This is a genomic window from Streptosporangiales bacterium, assembly GCA_009379955.1.
Lineage (GTDB): Bacteria > Actinomycetota > Actinomycetes > Streptosporangiales > WHST01 > WHST01.
On sequence record WHST01000003.1, the window covers coordinates 40133 to 57065 of the forward strand.

16 protein-coding genes are annotated in these 16933 nt (G+C 71.4%); 8 read left to right on the top strand and 8 right to left on the bottom strand.

Annotated elements, in window-relative coordinates:
- Window positions 1-7: 7 nt before the first annotated feature.
- Both rsmA and GEV10_01555 read right to left on the bottom strand, forming a co-directional pair.
- Window positions 8-886, bottom strand: a complete 879-nt coding sequence (rsmA, locus tag GEV10_01550) for a 16S rRNA (adenine(1518)-N(6)/adenine(1519)-N(6))-dimethyltransferase RsmA (protein ID MQA77163.1) — start codon at window positions 884-886, stop codon at window positions 8-10.
- A gap of 7 nt (window positions 887-893) precedes the next feature.
- Window positions 894-2042, bottom strand: coding sequence for a DUF348 domain-containing protein (locus tag GEV10_01555; GenBank protein MQA77164.1), 1149 nt, complete (start codon window positions 2040-2042; stop codon window positions 894-896).
- Between the two features lie 266 nt (window positions 2043-2308).
- Between GEV10_01555 and GEV10_01560 the strand changes: the two genes are divergently transcribed.
- Both GEV10_01560 and betC read left to right on the top strand, forming a co-directional pair.
- Window positions 2309-2500: a hypothetical protein gene (locus tag GEV10_01560; GenBank protein ID MQA77165.1), complete on the top strand. Its 192-nt coding sequence runs from the start codon at window positions 2309-2311 to the stop codon at window positions 2498-2500.
- Window positions 2501-2524: 24 nt separating this feature from the next.
- Entirely contained in the window at window positions 2525-4069 is a 1545-nt protein-coding gene (betC, locus tag GEV10_01565; GenBank protein ID MQA77166.1) for a choline-sulfatase, read from the top strand.
- Between the two features lie 103 nt (window positions 4070-4172).
- Here the strand turns inward: betC and GEV10_01570 are convergent, their stop codons facing one another.
- The 5 genes from GEV10_01570 to GEV10_01590 form a co-directional block, all read right to left on the bottom strand.
- Window positions 4173-4997 carry a YchF/TatD family DNA exonuclease gene (locus tag GEV10_01570; protein ID MQA77167.1) on the bottom strand — a complete coding sequence of 275 codons (825 nt, stop codon included), beginning with the start codon at window positions 4995-4997 and terminating at the stop codon, window positions 4173-4175.
- A 4-nt stretch (window positions 4998-5001) separates the two neighbouring features.
- On the bottom strand, window positions 5002-6582 hold the full coding sequence (locus GEV10_01575; protein MQA77168.1) for a methionine--tRNA ligase: 1581 nt from the start codon (window positions 6580-6582) through the stop codon (window positions 5002-5004).
- Window positions 6583-6639: 57 nt separating this feature from the next.
- Window positions 6640-7476, bottom strand: a complete 837-nt coding sequence (locus tag GEV10_01580) for a TIGR03620 family F420-dependent LLM class oxidoreductase (GenBank protein ID MQA77169.1) — start codon at window positions 7474-7476, stop codon at window positions 6640-6642.
- Window positions 7477-7568: 92 nt separating this feature from the next.
- Complete coding sequence (gene rsmI / locus GEV10_01585) at window positions 7569-8402, bottom strand: 16S rRNA (cytidine(1402)-2'-O)-methyltransferase (protein MQA77170.1); 834 nt, start codon at window positions 8400-8402, stop codon at window positions 7569-7571.
- Window positions 8403-8406: 4 nt separating this feature from the next.
- A complete protein-coding gene (locus GEV10_01590) occupies window positions 8407-9417 on the bottom strand; it encodes a hypothetical protein (protein MQA77171.1) in 1011 nt (336 codons plus the stop codon).
- Window positions 9418-9547: 130 nt separating this feature from the next.
- On the opposite strand from GEV10_01590, the gene GEV10_01595 reads away from it, so the two are divergent.
- Window positions 9548-11173, top strand: coding sequence for a phospholipid carrier-dependent glycosyltransferase (locus tag GEV10_01595; GenBank protein MQA77172.1), 1626 nt, complete (start codon window positions 9548-9550; stop codon window positions 11171-11173).
- Here the strand turns inward: GEV10_01595 and GEV10_01600 are convergent.
- Complete coding sequence (locus GEV10_01600) at window positions 11170-11901, bottom strand: NAD(P)H-binding protein (GenBank protein MQA77173.1); 732 nt, start codon at window positions 11899-11901, stop codon at window positions 11170-11172. The genes GEV10_01595 and GEV10_01600 overlap by 4 nt on opposite strands.
- Window positions 11902-12079: 178 nt before the next feature.
- On the opposite strand from GEV10_01600, the gene GEV10_01605 reads away from it, so the two are divergent.
- The 5 genes from GEV10_01605 to GEV10_01625 all read left to right on the top strand — a co-directional run bounded on the left by GEV10_01605 (window position 12080) and on the right by GEV10_01625 (window position 16933).
- The gene (locus tag GEV10_01605; GenBank protein MQA77174.1) at window positions 12080-12676 is read left to right on the top strand and encodes a TetR family transcriptional regulator; all 597 of its coding nucleotides are present in this window, start codon (window positions 12080-12082) and stop codon (window positions 12674-12676) included.
- Window positions 12677-12832: 156 nt separating this feature from the next.
- A complete protein-coding gene (locus tag GEV10_01610) occupies window positions 12833-14173 on the top strand; it encodes an MFS transporter (protein MQA77175.1) in 1341 nt (446 codons plus the stop codon).
- Entirely contained in the window at window positions 14170-14940 is a 771-nt protein-coding gene (locus GEV10_01615; GenBank protein ID MQA77176.1) for a glucose 1-dehydrogenase, read from the top strand. The genes GEV10_01610 and GEV10_01615 overlap by 4 nt, the downstream gene beginning before the upstream one ends.
- A gap of 38 nt (window positions 14941-14978) precedes the next feature.
- Entirely contained in the window at window positions 14979-15944 is a 966-nt protein-coding gene (locus tag GEV10_01620; protein MQA77177.1) for an MBL fold metallo-hydrolase, read from the top strand.
- On the top strand, window positions 15941-16933 hold the full coding sequence (locus GEV10_01625) for a DUF4432 family protein (protein ID MQA77178.1): 993 nt from the start codon (window positions 15941-15943) through the stop codon (window positions 16931-16933). Before GEV10_01620 ends, GEV10_01625 begins: the two co-directional genes overlap by 4 nt.

Sequence of the window (16933 nt, forward strand, 5' to 3'; positions counted from 1 at the left end):
AAGCATGCTATGTGTCCGACCGCGGGCGATGCTCGGCGAGGCGGGCGAACGTCGCGACGTCGAGCGTCTCCCCGCGGGCGCGCGGGTCGACGTCCGCCGCCCGCAGGGCCGACTCGGCAGCGTCCGGGCCACCCGCCCAGCCCGCGAGTGCCGCGCGCAGGGTCTTGCGCCGCTGCCCGAACGCCGCGTCGACGAGCGCGAAGACCTCCTCCCGCGACGCCGTCGTCGCGGGAGGGTCGCGCCGGACGAGCGCGACGAGCCCCGAGTCGACGTTGGGCCGCGGCCAGAACACCCCCCGGTTGACCGAACCGGCCCGCCTGACGTCGGCGAACCAGGCGGCCTTCACGCTCGGCACGCCGTACGTCCTGCTGCCGGGTGGTGCCGCCAGCCGGTCGGCGACCTCGGCCTGCACGAGCACCAGGGCCCGCGCGACCGACGGCAGCGAGGCGAGCACGTGCACCAGGACCGGCACGGCCACGTTGTACGGGAGGTTCGCCACGAGCGCGGTCGGCAGGTGCCTACCGAGGTCGTCCACCGACATCCGCATGGCGTCGGCCCGGACCACCGAGAGCCGGTCGGCGTACGCCGCCGCGCGGTCGGCGACGGTCGCGGGCAGTGCCGCGGCGAGCGTCGCGTCGACCTCGACCGCCACGACCCGCCGGACCGCCGGCAGCAAGCCGAGGGTCAGGGAGCCCAGACCGGGGCCGACCTCGAGCACGACGTCGTCCGCGGTGACACGGGAGAGGCGGACGATCCGCTCGATCGTGCCGACGTCGACCATGAAGTTCTGCCCGCGCACCTTGGTGGGCCGCAGCCCGAGGCGTTCGGCGAGCAGACGCACGTCGGCCGGGCCCAGCAGCCTGGACCCGGCCGATGTGTCCGTCACACGGGCACTATAGGCGGCTGAGCGGGCAGCTCCACTGGCCCGTACCTGCACGCTCGACGAGCTTGTACGCGCGCTGCGTCTGCTCCTCGGGCGAGGCGTCGACCGGGCTGCCGCTGCCTCCCATCGACTGCCAGGTCTGCATGCTGAACTGGTAGAGCCCGTAGTGGCCGTTCGGGTTGACCGCGCGGGGGTTCATGCCCGACTCGCACTCGGCGAGACCGCGCCAGTTCCACCCGCCGAGGGTCCAGAACGTGCCGTCCATGCTGTGCTTCTTGGTGCCCACCAGGACGACCTTGGTCTTGGGCTTCTTGACGATCTTCTCGTCGACCTTCTTGACCTCGCCCTTCTTGCCGTCGACCGAGCGGGTCTCGTAGTAGACGATCTTCTGACCCTTCTTGCCCGGGTCCTCGACCTTGGTGTCGCCCTTGTCGAGCTTGTCGGTCTTCTTCTCCTTGACCGGCGGGGCGATGTCGACCTTCTTCTCCGACTTGGTGACGACCACCCGGAAGACGGTGATGCTCATCCCGTTCTCCAGGTCGGTCTCCTTGCCGGGCCTGACCACGTCGTCGGCGTCCATCGTGACGCCGGCGTCCTCGACCGCGTCGGCGACCGTGCTGCCGAACGACAGCAGCTTCTTCGACTCGTCGTCGGCCTTGACGCTGACGTTCTTGGGCAGGTTGACCGTGAGCTCCATGCCGGCCAGCGGGATGCGGGCGGCACGGTCGGCGGACACGCGCATGCCCTTGCCGCGGATGCCGAGCTGGCGAAGTGCCTCGTCGACGTTGAGCGCAGTGACCCACCTCTTCTGGGTCTTGCCGTCGAGGGTCAGCGTGACCTGGCGGGCGTGCCTGACCACGATGTGGTCGCCGTCGTTGACGGTGTCCGACGGGTCCGGGGCCACGAGGTCACGCGACTTGGGACGGACGTCGGCCTTGTCGAGGACGCTCTGCACGTCCCCGGACAGGGTGTGGACGGTCTGGGTCTTGCCGTCCACGGTGAGTGTGACTGATCTGTCGACCGCCGCGTATGCGACGCCGCCGCCGGCCAAGACCGCGAACGCGGTCACGCCGACGGCAAGTGCTGCCGGTGTCTTGCGCACAGTTCTCCCTGGGGCAACGGGGTAAGGGCCGCAGGGGAGATCGACGAGTCGGCGCATACGCACGACCGTCTGGGGTCCGACGACCGTGCTACGCCCCCGAGCGCCACCCGAGGTCTCCCTGGACCCCGGCTAACAGCCTCGAACTATAACGAGACGATCACACCCGGGCAATCCGACCCACCGGAGAGCCCTCACCGTCCGTCACGTGGGCGGTCGCGGAACCAGGGTCGAATGGGGGTTCGATCAGGGCCACCGGGCCGCCCTGCCGGGTACCGTGGGACGAAACCGGCATCGGGCCGGCAAGCACCGCAGAAGGAGCCCACATGCCGAAGAAGGCCTGGTACATCATCGGCGGAGTCGGCGGCGCGATCGTCGCCTGGTGGCTTCTCCCCAACTGGATCGCCGTCCTGATCATCGCGGCCGTCATCGCCGCTCCCGTCGTCGGCTACTTCATGCTCGACCCGAGCCAGCGCAAGCGCCTGCACCGGGTCCGCCGCAAGCAGATCGGCGGTTGACCAAGCCCCCACCTCCCCGTGATCATGCGGGATGTGACGGGTAGCTCCTCGACGTCCCGGCGGCGTCCCCACGTCCTGCTGATCATGGTCGACCAGCTCGCCGCGTCATGGCTGGCGGCGTACGGGCATCCGCTCGTCGACACCCCCGCGATCGACCGGCTGGCGGGCGGCGCCACCGTCTTCGAGAGCGCGTACTGCCCGTCGCCGCTCTGCGCGCCGTCGCGCGCCTCGCTGCTCACCGGCCGGCTGCCGTCCCGTACCGGGGTCTACGACAACGCGGCCGACATGCGCTCGTCGCTCCCCACGCTCGCCCACCACCTGCGCGCCGCGGGCTACCGTACGAGCCTGGCCGGCAAGATGCACTTCGTCGGGCCCGACCAGTTGCACGGGTTCGAGGAGCGGCTCACCACCGACGTCTATCCCGCCGACCTCGACTGGACGCCCGACTGGCGGCGGCCGATGACCGAGCGGTTCTCCTGGTACCACACGATGGAGAGCGTCCAGACCCCCGCGCGGTGCCTCGCGTCGATGCAGATGGACTACGACGACGAGGTCGCGTTCCAGGCCGTCCGCAGGATCTACGACCACGCGCGTGACCCCGACCGCACACCGTTCTTCCTCACCGCGTCGTTCACCCACCCGCATGACCCGTGGGAGGTGCGGTCGGAGTACTGGGACAGGTACGACCCCGCCGCGATCGAGCCGCCCGCGGTCGGCCGGCTGCCGTTCGGCGAGGCCGACCCGCACAGCCGGCGGCTGCGCGAGATGTTCGCCGCGGAGGACGCCGAGGTGACCGACGAGCAGGTCCGCGCGGCCCGCCACGGGTACTTCGCGGCCGTGAGCTACGTCGACGCACGGGTGGGTGAGATCCTGCACGCGCTCGACGACACGCGCCTCGCCGACGACACGATCGTGGTGTTCACCTCCGACCACGGCGAGATGCTCGGCGAGCGCGGTCTCTGGTACAAGATGTCGTTCTACGAGCACTCGGCCCGCGTGCCGCTGCTGATCCGCGCACCGGGCGGCGCCGCGGCGCATCGCGTCGCGTCGCCGGTGTCGCTCCTCGACCTGGTGCCGACGGTGCTCGACCTCGCGGACCGCCGGCCCGACCACCTCGACGTCGACGGCGTGAGCCTCGCCGGGCTCGTCGCGGGCGGCATCGGCGACCGCGGTGCACCGGTGGTGGCCGAGTACCTCGCCGAGGGCGTGACCGCGCCCGCGGTCATGGTGCGCAGCGGAGCGCACAAGCTGATCAGGTGCCCCGGCGACCCCGACCTGCTGTACGACCTCGACGCCGACCCGGACGAGGTCGACGACCTCGCGGGCAAGCCGGAGCACGCCGCGACGCTCGCCGCGCTGGGCGCCGAGGCCGACGCCCGCTGGGACCTCGACCTGCTCGACCACCAGGTCCGGGCCAGCCAGCGCGACCGGATCTCGGTCGCGCCGGCGCTCGCCGGCGGCGTCCGTACCGACTGGGACTTCTCCCCGCGGGTCGACGGCAGCGCCGTCTACGTCCGCAGCCACACCAACATGTACGACCTGCAGCGCCGCTCCCGCCTGGAGTCGTGACGTCGCCGCTGCTTCACCTCACCAAGATCGACTTCACCTCGTCCCGGCACGAGGTGAAGTCCCTGTTGATCACATTGGCGTGATCAACCGGGACCCGGTCCGGTCAGAGCGCCGGGAGGCCGAAGAGGCGCCGCGCGTTCGCGGCGGTCAGGGCGGCGATCTCGTCCTCGGTCGTCCCGCGCACCTCGGCGAGGCAGCGGACGGTGAGCGGCACGAGGTACGGCGCGTTGGGCCTGCCGCGGTACGGCATGGGCGTGAGGTACGGCGCGTCGGTCTCGACGACGAGCAGCTCGGCGGGTGCGATCGCGGCCGCGGCGCGCAGGTCGGCGGCGTTCTTGAACGTCACCGTGCCCGCGAAGCTCATCACGTAGCCGCGATCGGCGCAGACCCGCGCCATCGCGGCGTCACCGGAGAAGCAGTGCAGCATGGTGTGCTCGGGTGTGCCCTCCTCGGCGAGGATGCGCAGCACGTCGTCGTGGGCGTCGCGGTCGTGGATGACCAGCGCCTTGCCGGCGTCCTTCGCGATCGCGATGTGCCGCCGGAACGCCTCCTGCTGGACGGCGGGCTCCACCCGCTCCCAGTAGGCGTCGAGGCCGGTCTCCCCCACCGCGCGCACCTGCGGCAGCGCGGCCAGCCGCGCGATCTCGGCGTACGCGGCCTCGTCGGCGTCCGCGACCTCGTTGGGGTGGATCGCGACCGCGGCATACACCCCGTCGTACGTCGCGGCGGTGTCGGCGCACCACCGCGACGACGCGACCGTGTCGCCCGTCGTCACCATCGCGGTGACGCCGACGGCACGCGCAGCGGCCACCACGTCGGCGACGCCGGTGTCGAGCGCGTCGAGATGCGTGTGGCTGTCGACCGTGGGCACCCGCAGCGGGTCGGGCGCGGGCGGTGGTGAGCCCTGCCTGCGGGCGTTCACCTGCACTCGTTCACGCGTCGTCGGCGAGCCGCGGGAACAGGGCGTCGCCCTTGCTGACCCGGGCGCCGGCGGTGAGCGTGCCCCACGCACCGGCGTCCTGCACCCGCTGGTCGGCGAGGGCGCCGAGGTGCTCCTCCGCGCCGAGCAGCTCCCACAGCCTGGCGCACGCTTTCGGCATGACGGCGTTGTGCAGCACGGCGATCGCGCGCAACGACTCCGCCGCCGTGTAGAGGACGGTGGCGAGCCGCGCACGCGCCTCGGGGGCGTCGTCCTTGGCGACCTTCCACGGCTCCTGCTCGGTCACGTAGACGTTGACCGCGCCGACGAACTCGTGGGTCGCCGCGAGCGCCTCGTGCAACGCGTACCGGCCGACCGCCTCGTCGGCGACGCGGGCGGCGTCGGCCAGGCGCCCGGCGAGTGCGTCCTCGGCGGGACCGTGGTCGTCCGGCTTGGGCAGCGTGCCGTCGAAGTACCTGCCCACCATCGCGGCCACGCGCGACGCGAGGTTGCCGAGCCCGTTCGCGAGCTCCGAGGTGTAGACCGCGCTCATGTTCTCCCAGGAGAAGGAGCCGTCGGAGCCGAAGTTGATCGCCCGCAGGAAGTAGTAGCGGTAGGCGTCGGAGCCGAAGTGGTCGACGATCTCGCGCGGGTGGATGCCGGTGAGCTTGGTCTTGCTCATCTTCTGCCCGCCGACGAGCAGCCAGCCGTGCGCGAAGACCGTACGCGGCACGTCGACGCCGGCGGCCATGAGCATGGCGGGCCAGATCACCGCGTGGAAGCGCGCGATGTCCTTGCCGACCAGGTGCAGGTCGGCCGGCCAGATGCTCTCGAAGCCCTCGTCGCCGTACCCGGCGGCGGTCGCGTAGTTGAGCAGCGCCTCGATCCAGACGTAGAGGACGTGGTCCTCGTCCCACGGCACCGGGATGCCCCAGTCGAACGTGGACCTGGTGATCGAGAGGTCCTGCAGACCCTGCCGGACGAACGAGACGAGCTCGTTGCGGGTGCTCTCCGGCCGGACGAACTCCGGGTGCTCCTCGTAGAGCGCGAGCAGACGGTCGGCGTACGCGGAGAGCCGGAAGAAGTAGTTGGTCTCCGAGATGATCTCGACGGGCCTGCCGTGGATCGGGCAGAGCTTCACGCCGTTCTCGTCCTCATCGAGCTCGCTCTCGAGCTTGAACTCCTCGCACGAGACGCAGTACGGGCCCTCGTAGCGGCCCTCGTAGACTTGGTCGGCGTCGTACAGCGCCTGCCAGAACGTGCGCACCCGCTCGATGTGGCGCTGCTCCGTGGTGCGGATGAAGTCGTCGTTGCTGATGTCGAGCACGCCGAGCACCGGCTTCCACTCGGTCTCGACGAGGCGGTCGCACCACTCCTTCGGCGTGACGCCGGCGGCCTCCGCGGACCGCATGACCTTCTGCCCGTGCTCGTCGGTGCCGGTGAGGAAGTGCACCCGCTCGCCGCGCTGACGGTGCCAGCGCGCGATCATGTCCGCCGCCACCGTGGTGTACGCGTGCCCCAGGTGCGGGACGTCGTTGACGTAGTAGATCGGCGTGGTGACGTAGAACGCCCGCGTGTCCCTCTCGGCTGCCATGGGGACATACTCCCAGCGGCCCGGCCCCGGCGACGACGAGGGCCGACACCGTGCCCCTCAGCGGATGAGTCGCTCCGCGAGCTCGCGTGCCACCTGGACCGGGTGGGGCTGGTCCTCCTCGTGGAGGACGCCGAGGACGACCTGGTCCGCGCCGGCCCTGAGGTGCTCGCCCACCCGCGCGGCGATCGTGTCGGCGTCACCCCAGGCGACCAGCTCGTCGACGAGCCGGTCACTCAGGTCGGAGATCTCGTCGTCCGCGAAACCCATCCGCCGGATGTTCTCCGCGTACCCCCTGACCCCGCCTCCGACGAGGAACCTGAGCGGTCCGCGTGCCGTTTCCCGCGCCCGCGCGGGATCAGTGTCGAGAACCACCATCTGGTCGACCACCAACGTGGAGTCGTGGCCCAGGGCGCGGCGCGCGTCCGCGGTGAAGGCGGGCGTGACGAGGAGGACCACGGCGCCGGCGAACCGGTCGCGGGCGAGCTGGAGCTTACGGGGGCCGAGCGCCGCCAGGATGCGCCGATCCGCGGGCACCGGCGGTTCACCTGTGTCGAGCCGGTCGAGGAACTCGTTCAGGGCCCGCAGCGATCGCGGTGTCTGCGGACCACCGAGCCCGACGACGAACCGACCTGGATGGGTGGCCTCGAGGTCGGCGTACAACGCGGTCACCGCTTCCGGACCGTAGACGCCGAGCGGGATGATCCCGGGTGCGACCGGTATCGTCGTGGTCGCGCGGATGATCTTCGCTATCGGGTCCAGGGTGGTCAGCTGCCCGCCGGACAACCAGATCGTGGAGTACCCCAGCTTCTCCACCTCGACCGCGTCATCGAGGTAGGAGTCGTCGGCGGACAGGTCCAGCGAGACACCGATCGGCCCCAGGTCGAGTGTGGTCACGGCCACCCCCTGTCAGTCGCGAACCTCATGGATCCTTACCACCGCGAGACTAGAACCCGAACCAAACTTGAGGTCAAGTCGACATCCGCGGGCTACTCGGCTCCGCGGACCACGGCGTCGTAGACGTCGCGCTTCGGGACGCCGGCCGCGCGGGCGACGTCGGCGATGGCCTGCTTGCGCGGCGTACCGGCCGCCTCGCGGTCGGCGACCGCGGCGGCCAGGTCGGCGGGGTCGGTCGAGACGGCGGGACGGTCCGCGCCCGCGACGACCACGGTGACCTCGCCCCGGACCCCCTCGTCCGCCCAGGCCGCCAGCTCGTCGAGCGGGCCGCGCCTGACCTCCTCGTACGTCTTCGTCAGCTCGCGGCACACCGCGGCGCGGCGCCCCGCGCCGAAGGCGTCGGCCATCGACCGGAGCGTCGCCGCCAGCCGGTGCGGCGCCTCGAAGAAGACCAGCGTGCGCGGCTCGCCGGCGAGCTCACCGAGCCGGGTCGCGCGCTGGCCGTCCTTGCGCGGCAGGAAGCCCTCGAAGCAGAACCGGTCGACGGGCAGCCCGCTCACGGCCAGCGCCGTGGTGACGGCGGAGGGGCCTGGCACGGAGGTGACGTGCACGCCCGCCTCCACCGCGTCTGCCACCAGCCGGTAGCCGGGATCGGACACGCTCGGCATGCCGGCGTCGGTCACCAGCACCACCCGCGCGCCGCCCCGCAACTCGTCGAGCAGCCCGGGAGTACGGGCCCGCTCGTTGCCGTCCCAGTACGAGACGATGCGCCGCGGGGTGACGCCGAGCGCGCCGCAGAGCCGCCGCAGCCGCCTGGTGTCCTCCGCGGCCACGACGTCGGCGCCACCGAGTTCGGCGGCCAGCCGCGGTGACGCGTCACGCGGGTCGCCGATCGGCGTGCCGGCGAGCACGAGCACCCCGCTCATCGGCTCAACCACGAGAGCGCGGCAGACAGCACTTCTTGTACTTGGCACCGGACTCGCACCAGCAGGCGTCATTGCGACCCGGCGGCCAGGGCACGAACCGCGCGTCGTCGTCCGCGTCCTCGACGTACCGGTCGCGGACCGACGGGTCGGTGGCATCGGCGTCGAGGTCGGCCGCGAGGTCGGCGTACTCGTCCACCGAAGCCGCCAGCACCGCCAACCGCGCGGCCCCCTGTGCCGACGCCGTCGCCAGAGCGCACTCGACGGTGGCGCGGTGCTCGTCCCACGAGCCGCCGTAGGTCTCGGTGAGCTCCGGCCACCGGGCACGCAGCCGGTCGAACTCCGCGCGGGGCCAGAACAGCTCCGCCACGCCCTCGACGTCGTGCGGTGCCGTGTGGATCTCGTGCAGCTCGTCGGCGAGGTCGTCGTGGGCGTCGTGCGGCAGGTCGAGCTCTCTGCGCACCCGATGACGTGACTGGAGGAGGGCGTTGAACACCTGAACCGGCTCAACGGCGTCGTCGCCCGCCGACGGCTCCTGGGCGACGTCGTCCTTCGGCACGGCGAGGTCCAACGCCTCGGTCAGCCACTGCTCGGCGAGCTCCGTGCGGTCCATCGCCTCCAGGGCGTCGGTGACGTAGTACGCCGCCTCCGGGTCGCGCGACAGCTGCGGACGGAGTGCGGTCAGCGCCACCATGGCGTCGTCCACGCGGTCGAGGCGGTACAGCAGCTCGGCGCGCAACGCTCGGGCGTACCCGGCCCCGAGTCCCGCGTCGCTGCCACGGTCGGCCGCGACGGCCCGGTCCACCTGGGCGAGCGCACTCACCAGATCGTCGCCCTCGGCGGACAGCTCGGCGGCCAGGCACAGCGCGTACGCGGCGTCGGCCGGGTCGGCGAGACGGTCCTGGTCCACGGCCTCGACCAGCGAAGCGGCGACCCGGCGCGGATCGTCGCCACGCTTCAGGGTGGTGGCGCCGATCTCGTCGAGGTCATCGGAGGTGAGTACGTCGGTCCCCGCCATGCCGAGCACGGTACCGCCCACCGGTTCCCGCCGCTCACCCGCTCATGGGACGTTGTCACCACAGATCCCGGACCGCCGACAAACGCGGGGGGCACCACCGGTGCGGGTGGCGAATCCCTACCATTGCGTGGTGGCAACCACGCAGACGCGCCCCGCCCAGACGCGCGACGAGCCCGTCCGGTGGGCACCAGGCGAGCTCGCGGCCAGGATCGCCTCACGCATCCCCGGCAGCGCCCTGCTCGGCTGGCTCGGGCCGATCGCGGTCACCCTGGTCGCGGGGGTCCTGAGGTTCTGGAACCTCGGCAACCCGCACTCGATCATCTTCGACGAGACGTACTACGCCAAGGACTCGCTCTCGCTCCTGCAGTACGGCGTCGAGCACGAGTACGCCGACAAGGCCGAGGTCGTCGACAAGCTCCTGCTCGGTGGCAACACCGACATCTTCAAGGAGAACGCGTCGTTCATCGTCCACCCGCAGGTCGGCAAGTGGATGATCGCGATCGGGTACCTCCTCGTCGCGTTCGCCAAGACGACCCTGCAGGGGGAGGCGTTCGACTGGCAGGCGGGCGTCACACCCGTGGGCTGGCGCCTCTCGGCCGCCATCGTCGGCACCCTCGCGATCCTCGTCGTCGCCAGGACGGCACGGCGCATGACCAGGTCGACGATGCTCGGCTGCCTGGCCGGCCTCCTGCTCTGCCTCGACGGGCTCGAGTTCGTGCAGAGTCGCATCGCCCTGCTCGACATCTTCCTGATGTTCTGGATCCTGGCGGCGTTCGCGTGCCTCGTCGCCGACCGCGACCGCGCGCGACGAAGGCTCGCGCGCCTGGTCGAGGAGCGCGGGGCCGACCTCATGGGCCCGTTCCTCGGCATCCGCGGCTGGCGCATCGCCGCCGGCGTCTGCCTCGGCCTCGCACTCGGCACCAAGTGGACGGCGATCTGGTACATCGCCGCCTTCGGCCTCCTCACGTTCTTCTGGGACGTCGGCGCCCGGCGCGCGGCCGGGATCAAGCGGCCGTTCCTCGCGGCGCTCAAGCTCGACTCTCCCCTCGCGGTCGTCTCGATCGTCGTGGTCTCCGCCTCGGTGTACGTCGCGTCGTGGTGGAGCTGGTTCGCGTCGGACGACGGCTGGGACCGCAACTGGACCGACGAGTCGCGGTTCGGCGTCCCGGCGATCGTCCGCAACTGGTGGCACTACCACGTCGAGATCTACAACTTCCACACCGGCCTCACGTCGCACCACGACTACCAGTCCTCGCCGTGGGGGTGGCTGCTGCTCGCTCGTCCCGTCGCGTACTTCTACGAGTCACCACCAGGGTGCGGCGCCGACAACTGCTCGACCGCGATCACCGGCATCGGCACGCCCGCGATCTGGTGGGCGGCGATACCCGTGATCCTCGGGATGCTCTGGCTCTGGTTCGCACGCCGTGACTGGCGTGCCTCTGCCGTCCTCGTCGGCGTGGTGGTCGGCATCGCACCGTGGCTGCAGTACCCCGACCGCACGATGTTCTTCTTCTACGCCCTGCCCGCGCTGCCGTTCATCGTCCTCGCACTGACGGTCGCGGCCGGCTGGGCACTAGGCCCGCAGCCACCACCCGGCCAGCCCGCCAGCAACCGCCGCGTGGGCGGCGCGATCGCCGCCGGCGCCTACGTCCTGCTGGTGGCGGCGAACTTCCTATACTTCCTGCCCATCTGGACGGCACAGCTGATCACGTACGCCAGCTGGGGCGCCCGCATGTGGCTCCGCACCTGGATCTAGCCGCACCCGGCAGGCTCGGCGGATCGACCATCGCCGGGGTGGGCCAGCGCGCTGGGCGAGAGGCACCCGACGATCGCCGGCGCCTCGTGGACGAGCGTGTCGTCGGTGAGTGCCTCCACCATGAACAGCGCGAAGTCCACGCGCCGCGTCAGGTTGCTCGCGAGGACCGGGTCGCCGACGTGGCGGCTCCACACGGGCAGACCCTGGCTCTGGCCCTCCTCGAGGTCGCTGCCACGGACGACGGTCCACCGCCGGTCGCCGGCGAAGATCCGCCGGCACGCCTCCACCTGGTCGTCGATCTCGACCGCGCGCACGAGGCGGGCCAGCCAGGTGCCGATCCGGACGGACGCCTTGAACCTCCAGGAGTACCGGTCCTCGCCGTCCCTGCTGATGTGCCAGCCGCACGAGAAGACCAGGCGCGCGTCTGGGTCGGCGTGGTCGAGCACCGCCTGCGCCGTGCCCGACGAGTACTGCTGCACGCCCCAGGGCGCAAGCACGGTCAGCACGTCGTCGCATCCGGCGACCGCCTTCCGGATCACCTCTCGGTCGTTCGTGTGTCCGGGAACGATCGTGATCCGGTCCGCGAACGCGGCGAGCTTCGAGACGCTGCGTTCGCGACACACGCCGACGACCTCGTAGCCGCGGTCCAGCGCGTGCTGAACCAGGTACAGCCCGAGCTTCCCCGAGGCGCCGACGATGCAGACCTTCCGCATCTGCTCCGTGCTCATGTCCCCGCTCCTGACTCTCGTGTCGCCGGTCGAACTTACGATGTAAGCCACGGTATGCTTACGGTGTAAGTCCGTCAAGTGGCAACCGGGAGGAGCACCCGTGCGCGAGCGCAGCACCGGCCGGCGCGCGAGACCGAAGCGCGCGCCGCTCAGCCGGGAGCGGGTGGTCACCGCCGCGATGGTTCTGGCCGATGAGAAGGGTGCAGCCGGGATCACCATGCGGGCGATCGCCGCCCGGCTGAGCGTCGAGGCGATGTCGCTCTACAACTACGTGACCGGCAGAGAGGACATCCTCGACGGCATGGTCGACGCGGTGTTCGGCGAGATCGACCTTCCGACGTCGACCATGGACTGGAAAGAGGCCATGCGCGACCGTGCCGCCTCGTCGCGCACGGTGCTTCGGCGCCATCCCTGGGCCGTCGCCCTGATGGACTCCCGCAGCAAGCCCGGGCCGGCGACCTTGCGCCACCACGACTCCGTCCTGGGCGCCCTGCGAGCGGGAGGCTTCTCCGTCGCGATGGCCGCGCATGCCTTCTCCGTGATCGACAGCTATCTCTACGGGTTCGTCATCCAGGAGCTGAGCCTGCCGTTCGCGAGCTCTGTCGAACTCGACGAGATCGCAGGCGACATCCTGCGCGACCTGCCGACCGACGCCTACCCGCACCTCACCGAGCTCATCACCGAGCACGCCCTTCGGCCGGGCTACGACTACGCCGACGAGTTCGAGTTCGGCCTCTCCCTGATCCTCGACGCGCTGCACCCCGACGAGGTGTAGTCGCACCCGGATCTCCTCCCGTCGACAGCGTGACCTGGTCGGTTCGAGCCGGGGAACGTTTCCAGGTGCCGAATCGGGCTCTGAGGGTTGACGTTCGCGGCCGGTGATGCCATCTTCTGGTAACGGTTCCAGTAATCGCGAGGAGATCGACCAGCGATGTCCACCCCACCTGCCTCAGCCGTGCATCCGACCCCGCCGGGCGCGCGGCGCCGCGTGGTCGGCGCCGCCGTCGTCGGGACGATCGTCGAGTGGTACGACTTCACGCTCTACGGTCAGGCCGCCGCGCTCGTCTTCAGCCAGCTGTTCTTCCCCAGCTTCAGCCCGCTCGCCGGTACGGCCGCGGCGTTCGCCACGTACGCCGTCGGGTTCTTCGCACGCCCACTGGGCGGACTCGTCTTCAGCCACTTCGGCGACCGGATCGGGCGCCGGCCGATGCTGGTGCTGACGCTGTGTCTGATGGGCGTGGCCACCACCCTCATCGGGTTCCTGCCCACCTACGCCACCGTCGGCCTGTGGGCGCCGGTCCTGCTCGTCCTGCTGCGCCTGCTGCAGGGCGCCGGGGCGGGCGCCGAGTACGCCGGCGCGGTGGTGATGGTGGCGGAGCACAGCAGCGCGCGCAGACGCGGCCTCGCGGCGGCCGTGCCCGCCGCCGGCACGTTCGTCGGCATCCTGCTCGCCACCGGCACCGCCACGATGGTGTCGCGGCTCCCCGACGACGCCCTGCTGAGCTGGGGCTGGCGGGTGCCCTTCTGGTGCTCGGTCGTGGTCGTCGCCGTCGGCATCTACCTGCGTCGCCGGGTGCTCGAGTCGCCGGAGTTCGAGAGCGTCAAGGACCAGGGCACGGAGCACCGGCTCCCGCTCGCTCGGCTGCTCCGCACCCAGCCGCGACGGGTGCTGCTCGCCATGGGCACGAACTTCGCGCTCAACGGCTACTCGTACGTGCTCCAGGTCTTCTTCCTCACCTACATCACCACCCAACTGGGCATGGCGAAGAGCGTCGGGCTCACCGGACTGTTCATCGCCTCGGCCGTGGCCATCGTCACGATCCCGCTCTTCGGCGCGCTGTCCGACCGGGTCGGCCGGCGGACGGTGTACGTCTCCGGCGCCGTGTTCGCCACCGCCTTCTCGCTCGTGCTCTTCCCGCTGCTCGACACCGAGATCCCGTGGGTGATCTGGCTCGCCCTGACCATCGGGGTCGCCGTCGGCGCGGCGTCGATGTTCGGGGCGCAGGGGTCGTTCTACGCCGAGCTGTTCGACACCAGGTCCCGGTACAGCGGCATCGCGTTCGTCCGCGAGGTCACCGGCGCCCTCATCGGCGGACCGACACCGTTCCTCGCGACGGCGCTGCTGGCCGTCGCGAGCGGCAGCCCGTGGCCGATCGTCGGGTACATGGTGTTCACGACCGTCGTGTCCGCCGTCTGCGCGGCGCTGCTGCCCGAGACGAACCCTCGTGACCGCCGCCACGAGGTCGAGCCGGCCGCGGAGCGTGCGTCGTGACGGGTGCGCGCCTCGCCGGCAAGGTCGCCGTCGTCACCGGCGGGGCGCAGGGTATCGGCGAGGCGGTCGTCGAGAAGTTCCTGGCCGAGGGTGCCCGCGTCGCGTTCCTCGACCGGGACGCCGAGCGCGGTCATACCGTGGCCGCGCGACTCGGCCGGGACGTCGCGTTCCACGAGTGCGACATCACGGCGAGGGACCAGGTCGACCGTGCCCTCGCCCGGGTGACGGAGGCCCACGGTCGGATCGACGTGCTGGTCAACAACGCGGGCGTCTCCGCGTACTTCGACGCCGTCGACATGACCGACGCCGAGTGGGACAGCGTGTTCGCGGTGGACCTCAAGGGGGTCTGGCTGTGCGCGCGCGGCGTGCTCGCCGGCATGCGCGAAGCCGGTTCGGGGAGCATCGTGAACGTCTCGTCGATCCACGCGCGGATGACGACGACGGGCATGTTCCCGTACGCCGCGGCGAAGGCGGGGGTCTCCGGCCTCACCCGCAGCCTCGCGCTCGACGAGGGGCCCAATGGCATCCGGGTCAATGCGGTCTGTCCCGGTTACACGCGGACGCAGCTCGTCCAGGAGTACATCGACCGGCAGCCCGATCCCGAGGCCGCCGAGCGCACCATCGTCGGCGTCCATCCGCTGGGTCGGATCGCGACACCCGCCGAGATCGCCGCCGTCTGCGCGTTCCTCGCCAGCGACGAGGCGAGCTTCGTGACGGGCGCCGAGGTGTTCGTCGACGGCGGTCTGAGCGCCAAGTTCGCAAGTTGACACGGTTCGCAACCTGACACGACGCGAGGAGCAGACACGTGGAAGTCGCCGAGGGAATCCACCGGATCGAAGCGCCGTTCGGGGACCGGGTCAACGCGACCTACCTGCTCGCCGGCACGCGCGCCGCGCTGCTCGTGGACACGACGACCAAGGACACCGCGGCCACGCACATCGGCGGCTACCTCGACCGGATCGACCTCGACCCCCACCGGCTCAGATACGTCGTCAACACGCACTCGGACTGGGACCACATGGCCGGCAACGGCGCGATCCGCGCGCTGGCGCCCGACGCCGTGTTCTGCTGCCACGAGCTCGACCGGCCGATGATCGAGGACGTCGACCGGATGATCGACCGCAGGTACGGGGACTTCGCCGCCGACCACGGCCACGACGAGACCGACGAGGCCAAGGCCGCGGTGCGTGCCGCGACCGAGACCGTCCCGATCGACGTCGGGCTGACCGGCGGTGAGGTCATCGACCTCGGCTCGGGGTGGCGGGTGACGGTCCTGCACACGCCGGGACACTCGTGGGGCAGCATCAGCGTCCACGACCCGCGCTCCGGCGCGGTCGTGGTGGGCGACGCGGTCCTCGGCGACGCGGTGCCGACAGCGGCGGGCGCACCCGCGTTCCCACCCACGTACCGGTACCTCGACACCTACCTCGCCACGATCGGCCTGCTCACCGCGTTGGCACCCCGGCTGCTGCTGACCGGCCACTACCCCGTCTACGCCGCCGACGAGGCGGCGGAGTTCCTGTACCTGAGCCGGGCGTTCACCGACCGCGTCGAGAGTGCCCTGCGCGCCGAGTTGGCCGAACGGTCCGAGCCCGTGACGCTGCGCGAGCTCACGACGGTGCTCGGGCCGCGGCTCGGCGACTGGCCGGTCGAGGCGACCGCCGCGCTGTTCTTCCCGCTCTCCGGTCACGTCGAACGGCTCGTCGCGCACGGCGCCGTCGACACCGGTCGCGACGCGGACGGCCACCTCACGTACCGCAGCGCCCGATGATCACGCTCGACAACGGCCTCCTCACCGTGCGGGTCGCACCGGAACGCGGTGCGGAGATCCGCTTCCTCGGCGCTCCCGGCGGGCCGAACCTGCTCTTCCACCAGCCGACGGCCACGCCGCTGCGGGAGAGCAACTCGACGGGGTACGGCTCGACGGAGGGCGACTGGCTCTCGGAGTACCGCGGCGGGTGGCAGGAGCTGTTCCCGAACGCGGGTGCGCCCTGCCAGGTGCAGGGCGTGCCGTTGCCGTTCCACGGTGAGGCGTCGAGCGCGCGGTGGGAGGTCGTCGAGGCCGACGCGACCACGGCGGTGCTCCGCACGCCGGCCAGGCTGCCGCTCGTCCTCGAGCGCCGGATGCGGCTCGACGCGGAGCGCGCGGTGCTGACCGTCGAGGAGACCGTCACGAACGAGTCGGCGCTCACCGTCCCGTACGTGTGGGGGCACCACCCGGCGTTCGACGCCGTCGAGGGCGCGCGGCTCGACCTGCCCGGCGCGACGGCACGGGTGCCCGCCGACTACGACCCGCCACTGAACGACCTGCGACCGGATACGACGAGTCCGTGGCCGCTGGTCGCCGCCAAGGCCGGCGGCGAGATCGACCTGCGCGCCGTGCCGGGCGGCCCCCGCGAACGCGTCGTCTACCTGACCGACCTGGCCGCCGGCTGGGCCGCGCTGCGGCGTCCCGGCGACGGGTGCGGAGTCGCGCTCGCCTGGGACCTCGCGACGTTCCCGCACGCGTGGCTGTGGACCGAGATCGGCGGGCCCGACTTCCCCTGGTACGGCCGGTCGCGCATCGTCGCGCTCGAACCTGCCTCGTCGTGGCCGAACGACGGACTCGCGGCCGCGATCGAACGAGGCCGCCACCACCGACTCGGCCCGCACGAACGGCATTCGACCTGGCTGACCGTGTCGCTGTTCGGCGCCGACACGCGTCCCGTGACCCACGTCGACCGCGACGGCGGCGTCGACGTCCACAACCCCGAGGAGTGA